Source organism: Kitasatospora sp. NPDC001660, assembly GCF_053596725.1.
In genome coordinates this window covers 64,720-83,298 of sequence record NZ_JBSFGU010000019.1, presented here as the reverse complement: position 1 = coordinate 83,298, position 18,579 = coordinate 64,720, and the positions used below count along the sequence as shown (strand labels likewise).

Genomic DNA, 18,579 nt, shown 5'->3' with positions numbered 1-18,579 from the left:
GCGTGCGGGGCGCGCTCAGAGGCGGCGCAGGACTGCCACGACCTTGCCCAGGATGGTCGCGTTGTCGCCGTTGATCGGCTCGTAGGCGGGGTTGTGCGGCATCAGCCAGATCCGGCCGTCCTCGCGCTTGAGCCGCTTGACGGTGGCCTCGCCGTCGATCATGGCGGCCACGATGTCGCCGTTCTCGGCGACCGGCTGGCGGCGGACGGTGACCCAGTCGCCGTCGCAGATGGCCGCCTCGATCATCGAGTCGCCGCGCACGGTGAGCGCGAACAGCTCGCCCTCGCCGACCAGTTGGCGCGGCAGCGGGAAGACGTCCTCGACCGTCTGCTCGGCCAGGATCGGCCCGCCGGCGGCGATCCGGCCGACCAGCGGGACGTACGAGGTGGACGGCCGGCCGGCCGTCTCGGCGGTGTTCGGGCGGGCCACCTCGACGCCGCGGACCTCGTAGGCGCGCGGGCGGTGCGGGTCGCGGCGGAGGAAGCCCTTGCGCTCCAGGGCCATCAGCTGGTGGGCGACCGAGGAGGTGCTGGAGAGGCCGACGGCCTGGCCGATCTCGCGCATGGACGGCGGGTAGCCGCGGCGCTGGACGGAATCCCGGATGACCTCGATGACGCGGCGCTGGCGCTCGGTGAGCCCGGCCTCGTCGGTGCGGATGCCGGGGGGGCGGCCGGGCATCGCTCGGGCGGGCGCGGGGTGGGTGTCGTCCAGGACGGGGGAGTGTTCGATCGGCTGGTCGGGAACGCGGCTCGGGCTGGAAACGCCCGGGCCGGAGAGGCGGTGGTCTTCGCTACGGTCCATGCTGACGTCCACACTCTGCTGATTCGTGGTGCGCTGCCCCACCTTGAACTGGGAGTGTTCCTGCACCGGGATGGTGTTGCTTTCGATGGTGTTCACGGCGGCCCCTCTCGACGGCTGTCCTCTCCTTTTTCCAGCCCAACGCACCTCCTATCGAAAGGTTGCGCCAAACACACGTTCGAGTGAATTATTCGAGAGTTGGCTGACTCGATCAAGGCTTTGTTGTACATCGATCGAATGTTCGACCCGAACTCGACTTCCGCAGTCTAATCCGCGTCGACACGCCAGGGGTGTCGCTTCCCCCTGAGGCCTACATCTAGTGGTTACAGTCCTCTCCGTGCCCAGTACTAGTGGTCACGGCGCATGATCAGCTTGCCGAGGCCCGGGGCGCATCGCATAGACTCGACGAGTCCGCACGTCCTGCCAGGGAGGGATCCTTCAGGTGCACTGCCCCTTCTGCCGGCACTCCGACAGCCGCGTCGTCGACAGCCGGACCACCGAGGACGGCAGCTCGATCCGCCGTCGTCGGCAGTGCCCGGACTGCGGCCGCCGCTTCACCACGGTGGAGACGGCCGCGCTGATGGTCATCAAGCGCAGCGGGGTCACCGAGCCGTTCTCCCGGGAGAAGGTCATCTCCGGCGTCCGCAAGGCCTGCCAGGGCCGCCCGGTCACCGAGGACGCGCTCGCCCTGCTCGGGCAGCGGGTCGAGGAGTGCGTGCGGGCCACCGGCAACGCCGAACTGACCACCCACGACGTCGGGCTGGCCATACTCGGCCCGCTCAAGGAGCTCGACGTGGTCGCCTTCCTGCGCTTCGCCAGCGTGTACCAGGCGTACGACGGACTGGAAGACTTCGAGGCCGCCATCGCGGAGCTCCGCGCCGAACGGCCCGTCGCCGAGGCGGACGGCACCTGCGTGCCCGTTGCCGCCGCCGCGCCCTAGGAGGCGCCTGCGGCCCCTGCGGGGCCCGACCGTGCCACAACGGCCCTCCGGGGCCCGCGCGTGCCCGAAAACCGGGCACAGAACACAACAAACCGTGCGCAAGCGGGCGATGGTCTCGTCTGCCAGCACACCGGAAGAACGAACCAGCGGTGCCCGGACTTTTCGGGGCGCCACGGGCGTTTGCCCAGGAGTCGGGCGTTTGCCCAGGAGGAGGAGCGAGAAGTGACAGACACCACGAGCGGTTCCGCACGCGGGTCGAAGTCCGACAAGGCCGCGGCCAAGGGTGCCGGCAAGGCCCCCAAGGGCGGTCTGCGGATGGAGCGCATCTACACCACCCCTGGCGTCCACCCGTACGACGAGGTCCGCTGGGAGCGGCGCGACGTCGTCATGACCAACTGGCGTGACGGGTCGATCAACTTCGAGCAGCGCGGCGTCGAGTTCCCCGACTTCTGGTCGGTCAACGCCGTCAACATCGTCACGTCCAAGTACTTCCGCGGCGCGGTCGGCACCCCGCAGCGCGAGTGGAGCCTCAAGCAGATCATCGACCGCGTGGTGCTCACCTACCGCGCCGCCGGCGAGAAGCACGGCTACTTCGCCACCAAGGACGACGCCGAGACCTTCGAGCACGAGCTGACCCACGCCCTCCTCCACCAGGTGTTCAGCTTCAACTCGCCGGTCTGGTTCAACGTCGGCACCAAGCAGCCCCAGCAGGTCAGCGCCTGCTTCATCCTGTCCGTCGACGACTCCATGGAGTCCATCCTCGACTGGTACAAGGAAGAGGGCATGATCTTCAAGGGCGGCTCCGGCGCCGGCCTCAACCTCTCCCGCATCCGCTCCTCCAAGGAGCTCCTCACCTCCGGCGGCAACGCCTCCGGCCCGGTCTCCTTCATGCGCGGCGCCGACGCCTCCGCCGGCACCATCAAGTCCGGCGGCGCCACCCGTCGGGCCGCCAAGATGGTCGTGCTCGACGTCGACCACCCGGACGTCGAGGCCTTCATCGAGACCAAGGTGAAGGAGGAGGAGAAGATCCGCGCCCTGCGCGACGCGGGCTTCGACATGGACCTCGGCGGCGACGACATCGCGTCCGTCCAGTACCAGAACGCCAACAACTCGGTCCGCGTCTCCGACGAATTCATGACCGCCGTCGAGAACGGCACCGAGTTCGGCCTGCGCGCCCGCCTCACCGGCGAGGTCATCGAGACCGTCGACGCGAAGAAGCTGTTCCGCAAGATGGCCGAGGCCGCCTGGGCCTGCGCCGACCCCGGCATCCAGTACGACTCCGTCATCAACCACTGGCACACCTGCCCGGAGTCCGGCCGCATCAACGCGTCCAACCCCTGCTCCGAGTACATGCACCTGGACAACTCCAGCTGCAACCTCGCCTCGCTCAACCTGATGAAGTTCCTGCGCGACGACGACACGTTCGACGCCGCCGCCTTCGCCAAGGTCGTCGAGCTGGTCATCACCGCGATGGACATCTCCATCTGCTTCGCCGACTTCCCGACCGAGAAGATCGGCGAGACCACCCGCGCCTACCGCCAGCTCGGCATCGGCTACGCCAACCTCGGCGCCCTGCTCATGGCCACCGGCCACGCCTACGACAGCGAGGGCGGCCGCGCCCTGGCCGGCGCCATCACCTCCCTGATGACCGGCACCGCCTACCGCCGCGGCGCCGAACTCGCCGGCGTCGTCGGCCCGTACGACGGCTACGCCCGCAACGCGGCCCCGCACCAGCGGGTCATGAAGCAGCACGCGGACGCCTCGCTCGACGCCGTCTCCTTCGACGACCTGGACGCGCCGGTCTGGCTCGCGGCCAACAAGACCTGGCAGGACGTGCTGCGCCTCGGCGCACAGAACGGTTTCCGCAACGCCCAGGCCTCGGTCCTCGCCCCGACCGGCACCATCGGCCTGATGATGGACTGCGACACCACCGGTGTCGAGCCCGATCTCGCCCTGGTCAAGTTCAAGAAGCTCGTCGGCGGCGGCTCGATGCAGATCGTCAACGGCACCGTCCCGCGCGCCCTCAAGCGCCTCGGCTACCAGGACGAGCAGATCGAGGCGGTCGTCGCCCACATCGGCGAGCACGGCAACGTCGTCGACGCGCCGGGCCTCAAGGCCGAGCACTACGCGGTGTTCGACTGCGCGATGGGCGAGCGCGTCATCTCGGCCATGGGCCACGTGCGGATGATGGCCGCGATCCAGCCGTGGATCTCCGGCGCCATCTCCAAGACCGTGAACATGCCGGAGGTCGCCACCGTCGAGGAGATCGAGGAGATCTACTTCGAGGCGTGGAAGATGGGCGTCAAGGCGCTCGCGATCTACCGCGACAACTGCAAGGTCGGCCAGCCGCTCTCGGCCAAGAAGAAGGACTCCGAGACCAAGGCCGAGGAGGCCCCGGCCCCCGCCGCGGTCGAGAAGGTCGTCGAGTACCGCCCGGTCCGCAAGCGCCTGCCCAAGGGCCGCCCGGGCATCACCACCTCCTTCACGGTCGGTGGCGCCGAGGGTTACATGACCGCCAACTCTTACCCGGACGACGGCCTCGGCGAGGTCTTCCTGAAGATGTCCAAGCAGGGCTCGACCCTCGCGGGCATGATGGACGCCTTCTCCATCGCCGTCTCGGTCGGCCTGCAGTACGGCGTGCCGCTGGAGACCTACGTCTCGAAGTTCACCAACATGCGCTTCGAGCCGGCCGGTCTGACCGACGACCCGGACGTGCGGATGGCGCAGTCGATCGTCGACTACATCTTCCGCCGCCTGGCGCTGGACTTCCTGCCGTTCGAGACCCGCTCCGCGCTCGGCATCCACTCCGTCGAGGAGCGCCAGCGCCACCTGGAGACGGGTTCGTACGAGCCGCTGGAGGCCGAGGAGCTCGACACCGAGAGCCTCGCCCAGTCCGCCCCGGTGGCCCCGGTCGTCGCCAAGCCCGCCCCGGCCCCGGTCGCGGAGGCGCCCAAGGCCCCGGCGAAGCAGGCCCACAACTCCACGGAGCTGATGGAGATCCAGCTCGGCCTGAACGCCGACGCCCCGCTGTGCTTCTCCTGCGGCACCAAGATGCGCCGCGCCGGCAGCTGCTACCTCTGCGAGGGCTGCGGCTCCACCAGCGGCTGCAGCTGATCACGCCCGACCCCGGTTCCCGCCCCCTGAGGTGAGAACCCGAAGCGGGGCGAGGACTTCACGGTCCTCGCCCCGCTTTTTTCGTGTCGGGACGCCGATGTCACGGATGGGGCCGCCGGACTGTCGGTAGGGGTTAAGGGCTTCCGGAGAGGAGTGGGTGAGCGATGACGGTGCTGGTGACCGGGGCGACAGGGACGTTGGGGCGGGAGGTGGTCTGGCTGTTGGTCGCGCGCGGGGTGGCGGTGCGTGGGTCGAGCCGCAGGGTCGGCCCTCCGCGAGCTGCGCGCGGGCGGCAACCTCACCCCGGACCGCGCAGTGGGCCGGGGCACCTTCGAGGAGACCCTCGGGTGACCGCCGATCACGGGCCGGACCTGGGCGCCGTCCGGGAGGCGGTGGAGGGGAGCCGGCCTGGTTGGCGGGCGCCCCCGGCCCGTCCGGTGTCCGGGTGTGCCGTTGTCAGGCATTCGCCGGGTGTTCATCAGGCGTTTGTCGGGCGTCGCCGGGTGCCGTCGGGTGTCCGTGAGACGTCGTGAATCGGTGTGGACGGCGTGAATGAACAAGAATGACCGTCAACTGGCTGCTTGAGGGCAATGTCTGAATCGATATGATCGGCTGAAAGCGTGAACCGATCAGCCGCCCGGAGACGTTTCACGACGCCGCTGGGCGGTCTCGTATGCGCTCGAACCACTGTCGGCGGCGTCGATCGTCGTCGACCCGCCGCCCGCGCCGCCGCTGTTGCCGAGGACCGCACTGATGAGAGAAGCCACCAGCTCCGACGGCGGCTCGCGCCGACCGCCCGCGCCGCGGACCGTCGTGCTGACCGCCGCGGCCGTCCTGCTCGCCGTGGTCGCCGCGCCGGTCGGGATCGGCCGGGCACTGGGCGCGCACCAGCCGCTGACCGCGCTCGCGGTCGGGGCGGTCGCCGTCCTCTGGCTGATCGCCGTCGGCGTGGCCGCGACCGGGGCCGAGCGGTCCCGGCGGCTGGCCGAGGACCTCGCCGCGCAGCACCAGGAGACCACCGCGGCCCTCGTCCTCGCCGGCTCCGCCCGGCAGGCCGAGACCGCCGCGCACGACGACGCCGCCTCCGCCCGGGCCGAGCGGGACGCCGCCCGGGCCGAGCAGGCCCGGGTCGAGGCGGACGTCGCCGCCGCGCACGCCGAGCTGGCCCGGCTGCGGGCCGAGCTCGACGAGGAGCGGGCGCAGGCCGCGGCGGTCCGGGCGGCGGCCGAGGCCGAGCGCGCGGACCTGGACCGGCTCGCCGACGGGGTCCTGCCCGAGGTCGTGAAGAAGCTGCGCGGCGGCGCGTCCGTCGACAGCTCGCTGACCGCCCACCGTGCGCACCCCCAGCACGCGCTGCTGCGCGCCGTCGCGGAGGAGGTCGGCCGGGGCGAACGGCTGCGGGCCGCCGCGCTCGCGGTGTGCGCGACCGCCGCCGGGCGCGTCCAGGCGCTGGCCACGAGCATGCACGCGGAGCTGCGCGAGATGCAGCACCGGCACGACGAGGAGGTCCTCGGCGACCTCCTGCGGCTGGACCACTCGACCGCCCAGGCGGGCCGGATGGCCGACAGCATCGCGGTGCTCACCGGCGCCCGCTCGGGCCGCCGCTGGGCCAAGCCGATCGCGGTGGAGTCGGTGCTGCGCGGTGCGCTCGGCCGGATCGGCGCCTACCAGCGGGTGCGGCTGCACAACGCCAGCACCGCCGCCATCGCCGGGTACGCGGCCGAGGGCGTGATGCACGCGCTGGCCGAACTGCTCGACAACGCCACCAACTTCTCCGCCCCGCCGGCCGAGGTACACGTCTACGTCGAAGAGGTGTCCGCCGGGCTGGCGATCACCGTCGAGGACAGCGGGCTGGGGCTGGCCGACAGTTGGCTGCGCCGGGCCGAACGGGCCGTCTCCGCCGAGCCGTTGGACCTCACCACACTCTCCGCCGGTACGCGGCTGGGCCTGGCGGTGGTCGGCGTGCTGGCGCGCAAGCACGGCCTGCAGATCTCGTTCCGGCCGTCGGCGCGTGGCGGCACGGGCGTGGTGATGCTGGTCCCGCAGCAGCTGGTCGCGCACACTGCTCCGGCGCCCGCCCCGGTCCAGCCGCCCGTCGCGGAGCCTGCGCGCCCCGCGCTCACCCCCGCACGCCCAGCGCCTGCTCCGCTGCCGCCCGCGCCCACCACCCCGGCGGTTCCCGTACCGGCCGCACCGGCCCCGTTCCCGCCCGCGCCCGCGCGGATCACCGACAGTGGTCTGCCGCAGCGCCGCCGCGGGCAGACGCTCGCCGCCGCCGCGCCGGCGGCCCCGGCCGCGAAGCCCGTTCGCGCGGACGCCTCGACGGCCGCCGCCCGGTTCGGCGCCTTCCGCCGGGCCGCCCAGCGCCCCGCGGAAGCCGCCCCGACCACGGACACCGACACCACGCCCGACGCTTCCCCCGGCACCGAGAAGGATTCCTGATGAGCAGCGCCACCGAACGTGACCTCGACTGGCTGTTGGAAAACCTGCTGGCCGCCACCCCCGGCGCGCGGCACGCCCTGGTGCTCTCCGCCGACGGCCTCAAGCTCTGCCACACCTCCGGCCTCGGCACCGACCAGGCCGACCAGCTGGCCGCGATCGCCTCCGGCCTGCAGAGCCTCGCGCACGGTGCCTCGATCGAGTTCGGCGACGGCAGCGGTGGCGTCCGGCAGTCGATGACCGAGTTCCACGGCGGCATCCTGTGCATCGTGGCGGCCGGCGAGGGCGCGCACCTGGCCGTCGTCACGGACGACGAGGCGGACGTGGGCGTGGTCGGCCACAACATGCACGGCCTGATCGAGCAGATCGGCGTCCACCTGAGCGCGCCGGCCCGGTCGGCGGAGGACACCGGGACGCACGAGAGCGCCCGGGCATGACCGCCGGGCCGGTCCTGCCGGGTCGGGACGACGACCCGGACCGCCTCTACACGATCACCCGGGGCCGCAGCCGCTCCCCGGAGAACGCCTTCGACCTGGTCACCCTGATCGTCGCCGAGCGGGAGCCGGCGCCGGGCATGCAGTCGGAGCACGCCCGCATCCTGCGGATGTGCGAGGCCCCGACCGCCGTCGTGGAGGTCGCGGCGGAGCTGGCGCTGCCGGTCTCGGTGGTGAAGATCCTGCTCGGCGACCTGCTGGAGACCGGGGCGATCACCGCCCGGCACCCCCGGTTCGCGCCGAACAAGGCCCGGTTGCCCGATCTCGACACGCTGAAGCAGGTGCTGCATGGCCTCCAACGGCTCTGACCCCTCCCCGGCGGCGGCCCCGGCCACCGGTCGCACTCCGCTGCGTGCGACCGCCGACAACGCGCTGAAGATCGTCGTGGTCGGCGGCTTCGGCGTCGGCAAGACGACGCTGGTCGGCTCGGTCAGCGAGATCCGTCCGCTGAACACCGAGGAGGTCATGACGCGGGCGGGCGAGGGCATCGACCCGGCCGGCGCCTGGGGCAAGCGCTCCACGACGGTCGCCTTCGACTTCGGCCGGATCACGCTCTCCGAGAGTCAGGTGCTCTACCTGTTCGGCGCTCCGGGGCAGGAACGTTTCTGGTTCCTCTGGGACCGCCTGTTCAGCGGCGCGCTCGGCGCGGTCGTCCTGGTGGACACCCGGCGCCTGGAGGAGTCCTGGTACGCCATCGACCGGCTGGAGCAGCACGGCACCCCGTTCATCGTGGCCCGCAACAACTTCGGCGAGCAGACCCACACCCTGGACCAGGTCCGCGAGGCGCTCGACCTGCCCGCGGAGGTGCCGCTGGTGGACTGCGACGCACGGGACCGGGAGTCCGGCAAGCGGGTGCTGATCGAGCTGGTCAGTCACCTGGCCGCCCTCGCGGAGGCCGAAGCCGCACACCAGGCCGAGTCCCCCGCGCACCAGGCCGCATTCCCCGCGCAACAGTACGAGGAGAGCACCCCGTGACCGAGCCCGCCGCCACCCCGCCCCCGGGCTGCCCGGCGCACGCCGGCGCCACGCCGCTGTACGGGCCGCGCTTCCAGACCGACCCGGCCCAGCTCTACCGCGAGCTGCGCGCCCAGCACGGCCCGGTGGCCCCGGTCGAGCTGGCCGGGGGCGTCCCCGCCTGGCTGGTCATCGGCTACCGCGAGCTCCAACTGGTGACCGGCCAGCCGCAGTTGTTCGGCCGCGACTCCGCGCGCTGGCGCCTCTGGGAGTCCATCCCCGCCGACTGGCCGCTGAAGCCGATGATGGCGCCCGTGCCGTCGATGCTGTACACCGAGGGAGAGGAGCACGTCCGTCGCTCCCGGGCGGTCACCGACGCGCTGGCCGGCATCGACCCCTACGAGCTGCGCAAGCACGGCGAGGAGATCGCGGACCGGCTGATCGACGGGTTCGCCGGGCGCGGTGAGGCCGACCTGGTCGCCGAGTACGCCCACCTGATGCCGCTGCTGGTGCTCTGCCGGGTGTTCGGCCTGGACGAGGAGCAGGCGCCGGAGCTGGTCGACGCGGTGCTCACCATGCTGGACGGCGGCCAGGGCGCGCCCGCCGCCGCCCAGCGGCTGCTGGAGCTGATGCTCGACGTGGTCCGCTCGAAGGCCGAGCACCCGGGCGAGGACGTGACCTCCCGGCTGCTGGCCCATCCGGTGGGCCTGGACCACGACGAGATCATGCGCGACCTCCGTGTGCTGCTGATCTCCGGCCACCAGCCGAGCTCGTACTGGATCTCCAACGCGCTGCGGCTGATGCTCACCGACGAGCGGTTCTCCGCCTCGCTCGCGGGCGGTCGGCGCAGCATCGCCCAGGCGCTCAACGAGGCGCTCTGGGAGGACACGCCGGTCCAGATCTTCGCCGGCCGCTGGGCCGCCCAGGACACCCAGCTCGGCGGGCAGCGGATCGCCGCCGGGGACATGGTGCTGCTGGGCTTCGCCGGGGCGAACGGCGACCCGTTGGTGCGACAGCCGGACGGACGGCCTGCCGAGGGCAACCGGGCGCACATGAGCTACTCGTACGGCGAGCACGGCTGTCCGTTCCCCGCGCAGGAGGCGGCCGAGGTGATCGCCACGACCGCGATCGAGGTGCTGCTGGACCGGCTGCCGGACCTGCGGCTCGCGGTGGCCGAGCACGCGCTGGTGTGGCGGCCGTCGGCCTGGGTGCGCGGGCTGGTGGCGCTGCCGGTCTCGTTCACCCCGGGTCACGCGGCCTGACCTCCCGCCGGCCGAAGCCCCGTCGGCCGAAGCCTCGTCGTACGAAGCCCCGTACGAAGTCCCGCCGACCGAAGGAGAGTTGCCGATGACCGCGGCCCCGGCCCCGATCGTCCTCGACCCGCTGGCCCGCGACAACGCCGCCGAGGGCGCCCTGCTGCGCGCCGCTGGTCCGGCGGTGCCGGTCGAACTGCCCGGCGGGGTCACCGCGTGGGCGGTGACCCGGCACGCCGCCGCGCGCGATCTGCTGACCGACGCCCGGCTGGTGAAGGACCCCGCGCACTGGGCGGCCTACCGGCGCGGGGAGGTCCCGAGGACCTGGCCGCTGATCGGCCTCGCGGTGCCGGGCCCGAGCATGGTGACCACGGACGGCGCCGAGCACCGCCGGCTGCGGGCGCTGGTGGCGCAGGCGTTCACGCCGCGCCGGGTGGAGCTGATGCGCCCGCGCGTCGAGGAGATCACGCACGGGCTGCTGGACACGCTGGCCGCGGGCGAGCCGGTGGTGGACCTGAAGACGGCGTTCGCGTTCCCGCTCCCGATGACGGTGATCTGCTCGCTGCTGGGCGTGCCGGAGTCGGACCACGGCGTGCTGCGCGACCTGTACGAGCGGTTCTTCGGCATCAAGCCGGACCCGGCGGGCATCCAGGCGACCATCGCCGGGCTGAACGCCTTCGTCAACGACCTCGTGGCGCAGCGCCGTTCGGCCCCCGGCGACGACCTGGCGAGCGTGCTGCTGGCGGCGGACACCGAGGGCGGCGCGCTGACCGACGCGGAGGCGGCGGCGACCCTGCGGGTGATCATCGCGGCCGGGCACGAGACCACGGTGAACCTGATCGGCAACGCCGTCCGGGCACTGCTGGCCCACCCGGACCAGCTGGAGCTGGTGCGTTCGGGGCAGGTGCCGTGGGAGGCGGTGGTGGAGGAGTCCCTCCGCTGGACGCCGCCGACCAGCAACTTCCTGTTCCGCTTCGCCGCCGAGGACATCCCGGTCGGCGAGACGGTGATCCCGGCGGGCGAGCCGGTGCTGATCTCGTACAACGCGATCGGCCGGGACCCGGTGCAGCACGGGGTGACGGCCGAGCTGTTCGACATCACCCGGGACGCGACCCGCCACCTGTCCTTCGGCCACGGCCCGCACGTCTGCCCGGGGTCGCCGCTGGCCCGGCTGGAGGCGGGGATCGCGCTGCCGGCGCTGTTCGAGCGGTTCCCGGGGCTGTCCCTGGCGGTGCCGGACGGGGAGCTGCGGGCGAGCCCGTCGCTGGTGGTCAACAGCTTGCAGGAGCTGCCGATCCGGCTCTTCTGACGGTCGCCCGTACGGCTCGTCACCCGGTGGCCGGTCGCTCGCCCGTCCGCGGACCTTGGCGGCGACCGGCGGCTGGGTTAACGTCGTCGGATCGGCCCGCCCGTATCCGATGATCCGATCAGCCGACCATCTCCGGTACAGCGCAATGTCGTTCGGTCCACAGCCGGCAGCCCGCCCTGGCGAGGAGAACCACATTGACCCTCAACCCGACCGTGTCGTCCACGAGTTCCCGCCGCCGTCCGGTCGCCGCGCCCGCGCTGCTCGCGGCGCTGGCGCTGACCGCCGCCTGCTCGAACAGCTCCGGCGGTTCGGGCGACGGCGGGGGAGCGGCCCAGTCGCTGTCCGGGGACTGCGCCAAGTACCAGCCGTACGCCGGGCACTCGGGCACCACGGTGACGATGTTCGCCTCGATCCTGAGCCCGGAGTCGGACAACCTGGAGAAGTCCTGGGCCGAGTTCGGCAAGTGCACCGGGATCAGGATCAGTTACGAGGGGTCGAACGACTTCGAGTCCCAGCTGCCGGTCCGGGTGGCCGGCGGCAACGCCCCCGACTTCGCGATCATCCCGCAGCCGGGCCTGCTGGCGCAGATGGTGAAGAGCGGCAAGGTGGTGAAGCCGCCCGCCCGGACCGTCAGCAACCAGGACAGGTGGAGCCCGGTCTGGAAGACCTACGGCTCGGTCAACGGCACCTTCTACGCGGCTCCGATGAGCGCCAACATGAAGTCGCTGGTCTGGTACTCGCCGAAGGCCTTCAAGGCGGCCGGCTACGAGGTGCCGAAGACCTGGGCCGACCTGATGGCGCTCAGCGACCGGATCGCCAAGGCGGGCGGCGGCAAGCCGTGGTGCGGCGGCATCGCCTCCGGCACGGCCACCGGCTGGCCGGCCACCGACTGGCTGGAGGAGGCGGTGCTGGGCACGTACGGCGGTGACGTCTACGACCAGTGGGTGAGCCACCAGGTGAAGTTCTCCGACGCGAAGATCACCGCCGCCATGAAGACGGTCGCCGACTGGATGCAGAACCCGGCCTGGGTCAACGGCGGCTTCGGCGACGTCAAGTCGATCGCCACGACGACGTTCCAGGACGCGGGCACGCCGATCCTGAGCGGCAAGTGCTACCTGCTCCAGCAGGCGTCCTTCTACAAGGCGCAGTGGCCCAAGGACGCGAAGATCGGTCCGGACGGCGACATCTTCGCCTTCCACCTGCCCGCGGTGAACCCGGCGGTCCCCAGCCCGGTCGAGGGCGGCGGCGAGTTCCTGACCGCGTTCGCGAGCCGTCCCGAGGTGCAGGCGGTGCAGAACTACCTGTCCAGCTCGGACTGGGCGAGCAGCCGGGTGAGGACGGCCACCGGCTGGGTCTCGGCCAACCAGGGCGTCGACAAGAGCCTGTACACCGACCCGATCGACAGGCTGTCGGCGGACGCGCTGACCGACCCGGGGGCGACCTTCCGCTTCGACGCCTCCGACATGATGCCGGCCGCGGTCGGCTCCGGGCAGGAGTGGAAGTCGCTGACCTCCTGGTTCGCCGAGGGCCAGTCGATCCAGAAGGTCGCGGGCGACATCGACGCCGCCTGGCCGCAGTAGCGGCCGACGCCGTCACGGGACCACCTGTCGAGGGCGGTGCGGGGCCACCCACCCGCACCGCCCGTCCCCTTCCCACCGGTACCAGGAGGGACGCACAGCCATGTCCGTACCCGGCACTCCGCCCACGGCCGCCGCGCTCGCCGGCGGCGCGTGGGGCGACGCGGCGATCAAGTTCGGCAACACCTTCGGCGCGGTCGCGGGCTTCCTCGGCATCCTGCTGCTGGTCTTCCTCGCGGCGGGCCGGGCCCGGGGCCGCCTGGCCCGGCCGCTGGCCGTCGCGGTGTTCCTCGGCCCGGCCGTGCTGCTGCTCCTGGTCGGCCTGGTCGCGCCGCTGCTGCGCACGGTCTACCTGAGCCTGTACAACGACGACGGCTCCCGCTTCGTCGGCGGAGAGAACTACGGCTGGGCGTTGACCACCGACTCGATCCGGCACGTGCTGGTCAACACCCTGCTCTGGCTGGTGATCGCGCCGCTGGCGGCGACCGGCCTCGGCCTGGTGCTGGCGCTGCTGGTGGACCGGATGCGCGGTCAGGCGGTGTACAAGTCGCTGATCTTCATGCCGATGGCGATCTCGCTGGTCGGCGCGTCGATCATCTTCAAGTTCGTCTACGAGTCGCGCGGCCCGGGCCAGTCCCAGATCGGCCTGCTCAGCCAACTGGCCGTCGCGTTGGGCTGGCAGCATCCGCCGAACTGGATGCTCGACCAGCCGCTGAACACCTTCCTGCTGATGGCGGTCATGGTCTGGGTGCAGACGGGCTTCGCGATGGTGGTGCTGTCGGCGGCGATCAAGGCGATCCCGGACGAGATCACCGAGGCGGCCCGGCTGGACGGCGCCGGCGGGCTGCGGCTGTTCTGGTACGTCACCGTGCCGATGATCCGCACGACGGTGGTGGTCGTGCTGACCACCGTCATGATCACCACGCTGAAGGCCTTCGACATCGTCCGCACCATGACGGGCGGCAACTTCGGCACCCAGGTGCTGGCGAACGAGATGTACTCGCAGTCCTTCGTGCAGTTCAACACCGGCCGGGGCAGCGCGCTCGCGGTGATCCTCTTCCTCGCGGTGCTGCCGCTGGTGGCTTACAACATCGTCCAGCTGCGGAAGGAGCGTGGGGTGCGATGAGCACGCGCAGTCCGGTCAACCCGGTCCGGAAGGCCTTCAGCAGCCCGCTCGCCTCGGTGTTCGTGATCGCGGTCACCGTGCTGTGGACGATCCCGACACTGGGCCTGCTGGTGACGTCGCTGCGGCCCAAGCAGGACGTCACGGCCGACGGCTGGTGGAACGCCTTCCTCCACCCGGACCTCGGCCTCGGCAACTACCACACGGTGCTGTTCGAGGGCGGCTCGGGCGTCTCGACCGGCCTGATGCCGTTCCTGGTCAACTCGCTGGCGATCGGCATCCCGGCGACGGTCTTCCCGCTGGTGCTGGCGGCCATGGCGGCGTACGGGCTGGCGTGGGTGCGGTTCCGGGGCAGCGACACGGTGTTCTTCGTGGTGTTCGCGCTCCAGGTGGTGCCGATCCAGATGGCGCTGATCCCGCTGCTGCGACTGTTCTCCGGCGGCGCGCACCTGGGCTCGCTCACGCTGATCCCACCGGTGGACCTGAAGGGCAGCTACGCGCCGGTCTGGCTGGCGCACACCATGTTCGCGCTGCCGCTGGCGGTGTTCCTGCTGCACAACTTCATCGCGCAGCTGCCGCGGGACCTGATGGAGGCGGCGGTGGTGGACGGCGCCTCGCACTTCAAGATCTTCCGTTCGATCGTGCTGCCGCTGTGCACGCCGGCGCTGGCCTCGTTCGCGATCTTCCAGTTCCTGTGGGTCTGGAACGACCTGCTGGTGGCGCTGACCTTCGCGGGCGGCACACCGGAGGTGGCGCCGATGACCGTCCGGCTGGCGCAGCTGTCCGGGTCGTTCGGCGGGCATTGGGAGCTGCTGACGGCGGGGGCGTTCCTGTCGATCGTCGTCCCGCTGATCGTTTTCTTCGGTCTCCAGCGGTACTTCGTCCGCGGACTGCTGGCGGGGTCGGTGAAGGGGTAGGTGAGGGGTCGACGAGGGGGAGGTGAAAGGGGCTGGCGGCGGGGTGGGTGGTGCCCCCGGGCGGTCAGGTGTTCTGAACGCGTTCAGATCTGACTTTTGAACCCGTTCAGAATGGTCTACAGTCGGCTGCAGCCGCAGCGCCGAGCGCGCCTGCTGGCGGACTGCCCCGAGGGCGGATTCCGCCTGCCCACCGACCACCGAGGGGGACTCATGTCCGCGCTGTCCAGCCCTGCCCAGGCCGATCCGCCGCCCGCCGGGCCTGCCGCCGGACCTGCCGCCGGGCCCGCCTGGGGGACCGGCAGGCCCGCCCCGAAGCCGTCCTCGTGGCTGCGGCCCAGTGACCCCGCCGACAAGGCCGCCGCCTCACCGTGGGTGCTCCTCGCGGCGCTGCTCACCGGGCTCCTGACGGCCTGGCTGCTGGGCGACGGCATGGGCATCGGCCTGCCGATCTGCGGGGCCGCCGCGGCCGTCGGGGCCGGGCTCGCCGCCCGCGCGGCCGGCCGCCGGCTCCGGCCCTGGACGGTCGCCTGGAGCGCGCTCGCGATGGCCCTGCTCGTGGTGCCGGCCCTGTGGGAGGCGGGCTGGCCGGTGGCGCTCGCCACGGTCGGCGCGCTGGCCCTGGCCTCGCTCGCGCTGCACGGCGGTCGCCGCTGGCCGGGCGTGCTGCTCGCCCTGCCGGGCGTCCTCTGGCAGGTGGGACCCGGCGTGCTCTGGGCCGTGGACGGCATGGCCGGCCACGGCCTGCGCGGCCGGGGCCGGATCGCCCCGGTGCTCAAGGCGCTCGCGGTCGCCGCCGTCCTGCTCGTCGTCTTCGGCTGGCTGTTCGCCGGGGCCGACGCCGCGATGGCGGACGTCCTGGGCAGCCTCAGCCCCAGCCTGGACCTCGACCGGCTCCCGGTGCGCGCCGTGCTGTTCGCGGTCGGGCTGCTCGCCGCGCTCGGCTTCGCGCACATCGCCGCAGGCCCGCGCCGCTGGGACCGCACGGTGGTCCGGCCCGGCCGGGCCCGCGGGCGGCTGGAGTGGGCGCTGCCGCTCGTCGCGCTCAACCTGATGTTCGGCGTCTTCGCCGTCATCCAGGCCGTGATGGTGCTCGGCGGTGCCGACGCCGTCCTGCGGAACACCGGGATGAGCCGCTCGGAGTACGCGCGGCAGGGTTTCTGGCAGCTGTCCGTCATCACGGTGCTCACGCTGGTCGTCGTGGCCGTTGCCAAGCGCTGGGCCCCGCGCGCGACCCCCGTCGACCGCCGCGTGGCGCGGATCCTGCTCGGCACGCTCTGCGTGCTCGCCCTGACCGTCGTCGCGTCGGCGCTCGGGCGGATGTGGTTCTACGTCGACGCCTCGGGCCTGACCAGGCTCCGGCTCTGGGTGCTGGTGGTCGAGATTTGGCTCGGCACCGTCTTCGCCCTGGTGATCGCCGCCGGACTCACCCGCTCCGCCGCCTGGCTGCCGCGAGCCGTCGTGCTCAGCGGCGCGCTCGCCGCCGTGGTCTACGGGCTGATGGGGCCGGACGCGATCGTCGCCGAGCAGAACGTCGCCCGCTACGAGCGCACGGGCCGGATCGACCTGCGCAACGTCCGCGACCTCTCGCCGGACGCCGTCCCCGCCCTCGACCGGCTGCCGGGCGTCCAGCGGACGTGCGCGCTGCAGCTGATCCGCACCGACCTGACGAACCGCGCCGAGCCCTGGTACGCCACCAGCCGCTCCGCCGTCCGGGCCCGGGAGATCCTCGCCGCACGGCCCCTGGCGGACGACGGACGCGGCGGGCCGAGCGCGTGCGAGCAGGCCGGATTGCGGTACGACGTGTACTGATGTGCGCTGACGTGCACGTCTGATGCTTGGTCGAAGGCGGGAACGGCCGACGGGCCGGCCGGGAGCAGTGCGCTCCCGGCCGGCCCGTCGGCCGTGGTGTCCCTCCGGCGCCTCAGTGGGCGCCTCAGTGCATCGCGACGCCCGAAGACCCCGACGGCAGGTCGCTCGCCTTGGCCTTGATCGCGAAGACCGCGACCAGCAACGCGACGGCCGCGAGCGCGACGCCCACGATGAAGCCGTGCGAAATGCCCTGGGCGAGGACGGAGTTGGCCGCGTCCGTGCCCGTCGGGAAGTCGTGGTGCTCCTTGAAGTAGCCCTGCTGCTCCGGCGTGGCCGAGGCCAGGAACTTGGGCAGCTGCAGCTTGCCCTCGGCCGTGGCGTAGTGCGCGTAGACCGTGGTCAGGATCGACAGGCCCAGCGAACCGCCGATCTGCTGCATCGAGTTGAGCAGGCCGGACGCGGCGCCGGTCTCCTCGCCGGGGACGCCCGCGACGGCGAGCAGCATGACCGGGACGAAGATCAGGCCCATGCCGAAGCCGAAGACCACCGTGGGGCCGAGCACCCCGTCGACGTAGCCGCTGTCCTTGCCCAGCTGGGTCAGCCAGCCGAGGCCGATGGTGACCAGCAGCGCGCCGCCCGCCATGAACGGCTTCGGGCCGTACTTGGCCTGCAGGCCGGACGCGATCTGCGCGGCGATGATGATCGCCACGCTGATCGGCAGGAACGACACGCCTGCCTTCAGCGGGCTGTAGCCGAGCGGGCCCTGCACGAAGAGCACGACGTAGAAGAAGATGCCGAACATGGCCGCGGCCAGGCAGAGCATCATCACCAGGCCGCCGGTGCGGTTGCGGTTGGCGAACAGATGCAGCGGGGTGATCGGCTGGGCCGTCCGCCGCTCGATCACGATGAACGCGGCGAGCAGGATCGCGCCGGCCGCGAAGGAACCGATCGTGAGCCCGTCCGACCAGCCGTAGTCCGGATTGGCGGCCCGGATGAACCCGTAGACCAGGCCGACCAGGCCGAGCGTCGAGGTGAACGCGCCGGGCAGGTCGAAACGGCCGTCGGTGCGCTCGGACTCGGCGATGTAGCGCGGCGCGGCGATCGCGATCAGCACCGCGATCGGCACGTTGACGAAGAAGACCCAGCGCCAGTTCAGGTACTCGGTGAGCAGACCGCCGGCCAGCAGGCCGATCGCGGCGCCCGAGCCGGCCACCGCCGAGAACACGCCGAACGCCTTGTTGCGTTCCGGCCCCTCCTCGAAGTTGGTGGCGATCAGTGCGAAGGCCGTCGGGGAGCAGATCGCACCGCCGATGCCCTGGAGCGCCCGGGCGGCCAGCAGCAGGCCGCTGTCCTGTGCGAACCCGCCCAGCAGCGAGGCCAGGCCGAACAGCAGGGTGCCGAAGATGAACACCCGGCGGCGCCCGAGGATGTCACCCGCGCGGCCGCCGAGCAGCAGCAGCCCGCCGAAGGTCAGCGTGTAGGCGTTGATGACCCACGACAGGTCGGTGGTCGAGAAGTTCAGCGCGTCCTTGATGTGCGGCAGCGCGATGTTCACGATGGTCGCGTCGAGCACCACCATGAGCTGCGTCGCCGCGATGACCGCCAGGGTGATGCCCTTGCCCCGGCTCTGGCCGCCGCGCGGTGGTGAGTTCTTGCTGAGCGTGTCGGATATAGCCACGAAAGTGCCCCCTGCTGGCCATGTGCTCGATGTGCTGCGGACCTTGGGTCCGGCGGGATCCTGCGCCGTGCTGCGGGCTAGGAAGGAACGGGACCGTTCACTAAGGTGGGACGATATCCTGGGCCGGTTTGTGAACGCAAGCGTTCCTTAAGGTTGGTGGCAATGGATCATTCG

14 protein-coding genes are annotated in these 18,579 nt (G+C 71.8%); 12 read left to right on the top strand and 2 right to left on the bottom strand.

Translation table 11 applies throughout. The features are described 5' to 3' along the window. Positions 1–15: 15 nt before the first annotated feature. The gene (lexA, locus tag ACWCXH_RS21560) at positions 16–678 is read right to left on the bottom strand and encodes a transcriptional repressor LexA (RefSeq protein WP_224281048.1); all 663 of its coding nucleotides are present in this window, start codon (positions 676–678) and stop codon (positions 16–18) included. A 562-nt stretch (positions 679–1,240) separates the two neighbouring features. On the opposite strand from lexA, the gene nrdR reads away from it, so the two are divergent. The 12 genes from nrdR to ACWCXH_RS21500 all read left to right on the top strand — a co-directional run bounded on the left by nrdR (position 1,241) and on the right by ACWCXH_RS21500 (position 16,727). Further along, complete coding sequence (nrdR, locus tag ACWCXH_RS21555) at positions 1,241–1,738, top strand: transcriptional regulator NrdR (protein ID WP_449803040.1); 498 nt, start codon at positions 1,241–1,243, stop codon at positions 1,736–1,738. Between the two features lie 222 nt (positions 1,739–1,960). After that, positions 1,961–4,852, top strand: coding sequence for a vitamin B12-dependent ribonucleotide reductase (locus tag ACWCXH_RS21550; protein WP_449803039.1), 2,892 nt, complete (start codon positions 1,961–1,963; stop codon positions 4,850–4,852). Between the two features lie 753 nt (positions 4,853–5,605). Further along, positions 5,606–7,294: a sensor histidine kinase gene (locus tag ACWCXH_RS21545; protein WP_449803038.1), complete on the top strand. Its 1,689-nt coding sequence runs from the start codon at positions 5,606–5,608 to the stop codon at positions 7,292–7,294. Then, positions 7,294–7,728 (top strand): roadblock/LC7 domain-containing protein, encoded by a 435-nt coding sequence (locus tag ACWCXH_RS21540; protein WP_449803037.1) that lies wholly within the window; start codon positions 7,294–7,296, stop codon positions 7,726–7,728. The genes ACWCXH_RS21545 and ACWCXH_RS21540 overlap by 1 nt, the downstream gene beginning before the upstream one ends. After that, the gene (locus tag ACWCXH_RS21535; protein WP_449803036.1) at positions 7,725–8,093 is read left to right on the top strand and encodes a DUF742 domain-containing protein; all 369 of its coding nucleotides are present in this window, start codon (positions 7,725–7,727) and stop codon (positions 8,091–8,093) included. Before ACWCXH_RS21540 ends, ACWCXH_RS21535 begins: the two co-directional genes overlap by 4 nt. After that, on the top strand, positions 8,074–8,760 hold the full coding sequence (locus ACWCXH_RS21530; protein ID WP_449803035.1) for a GTP-binding protein: 687 nt from the start codon (positions 8,074–8,076) through the stop codon (positions 8,758–8,760). The genes ACWCXH_RS21535 and ACWCXH_RS21530 overlap by 20 nt, the downstream gene beginning before the upstream one ends. Then, entirely contained in the window at positions 8,757–10,001 is a 1,245-nt protein-coding gene (locus tag ACWCXH_RS21525; protein ID WP_449803034.1) for a cytochrome P450, read from the top strand. The genes ACWCXH_RS21530 and ACWCXH_RS21525 overlap by 4 nt, the downstream gene beginning before the upstream one ends. Positions 10,002–10,086: 85 nt before the next feature. After that, a complete protein-coding gene (locus ACWCXH_RS21520; RefSeq protein ID WP_449803033.1) occupies positions 10,087–11,301 on the top strand; it encodes a cytochrome P450 family protein in 1,215 nt (404 codons plus the stop codon). Positions 11,302–11,495: 194 nt separating this feature from the next. Beyond that, positions 11,496–12,881: an ABC transporter substrate-binding protein gene (locus tag ACWCXH_RS21515; RefSeq protein ID WP_449803032.1), complete on the top strand. Its 1,386-nt coding sequence runs from the start codon at positions 11,496–11,498 to the stop codon at positions 12,879–12,881. Between the two features lie 100 nt (positions 12,882–12,981). Continuing rightward, positions 12,982–14,004, top strand: coding sequence for a carbohydrate ABC transporter permease (locus ACWCXH_RS21510; protein WP_449803031.1), 1,023 nt, complete (start codon positions 12,982–12,984; stop codon positions 14,002–14,004). Next, the gene (locus ACWCXH_RS21505; RefSeq protein ID WP_449803030.1) at positions 14,001–14,918 is read left to right on the top strand and encodes a carbohydrate ABC transporter permease; all 918 of its coding nucleotides are present in this window, start codon (positions 14,001–14,003) and stop codon (positions 14,916–14,918) included. Before ACWCXH_RS21510 ends, ACWCXH_RS21505 begins: the two co-directional genes overlap by 4 nt. Positions 14,919–15,029: 111 nt before the next feature. After that, positions 15,030–16,727: a DUF4153 domain-containing protein gene (locus tag ACWCXH_RS21500; protein ID WP_449803029.1), complete on the top strand. Its 1,698-nt coding sequence runs from the start codon at positions 15,030–15,032 to the stop codon at positions 16,725–16,727. 124 nt (positions 16,728–16,851) lie between these two features. On the opposite strand, the gene ACWCXH_RS21495 is transcribed toward ACWCXH_RS21500, so the two are convergent. Next, the gene (locus ACWCXH_RS21495) at positions 16,852–18,405 is read right to left on the bottom strand and encodes an MFS transporter (protein WP_449803028.1); all 1,554 of its coding nucleotides are present in this window, start codon (positions 18,403–18,405) and stop codon (positions 16,852–16,854) included. Positions 18,406–18,579 lie beyond the last annotated feature (174 nt).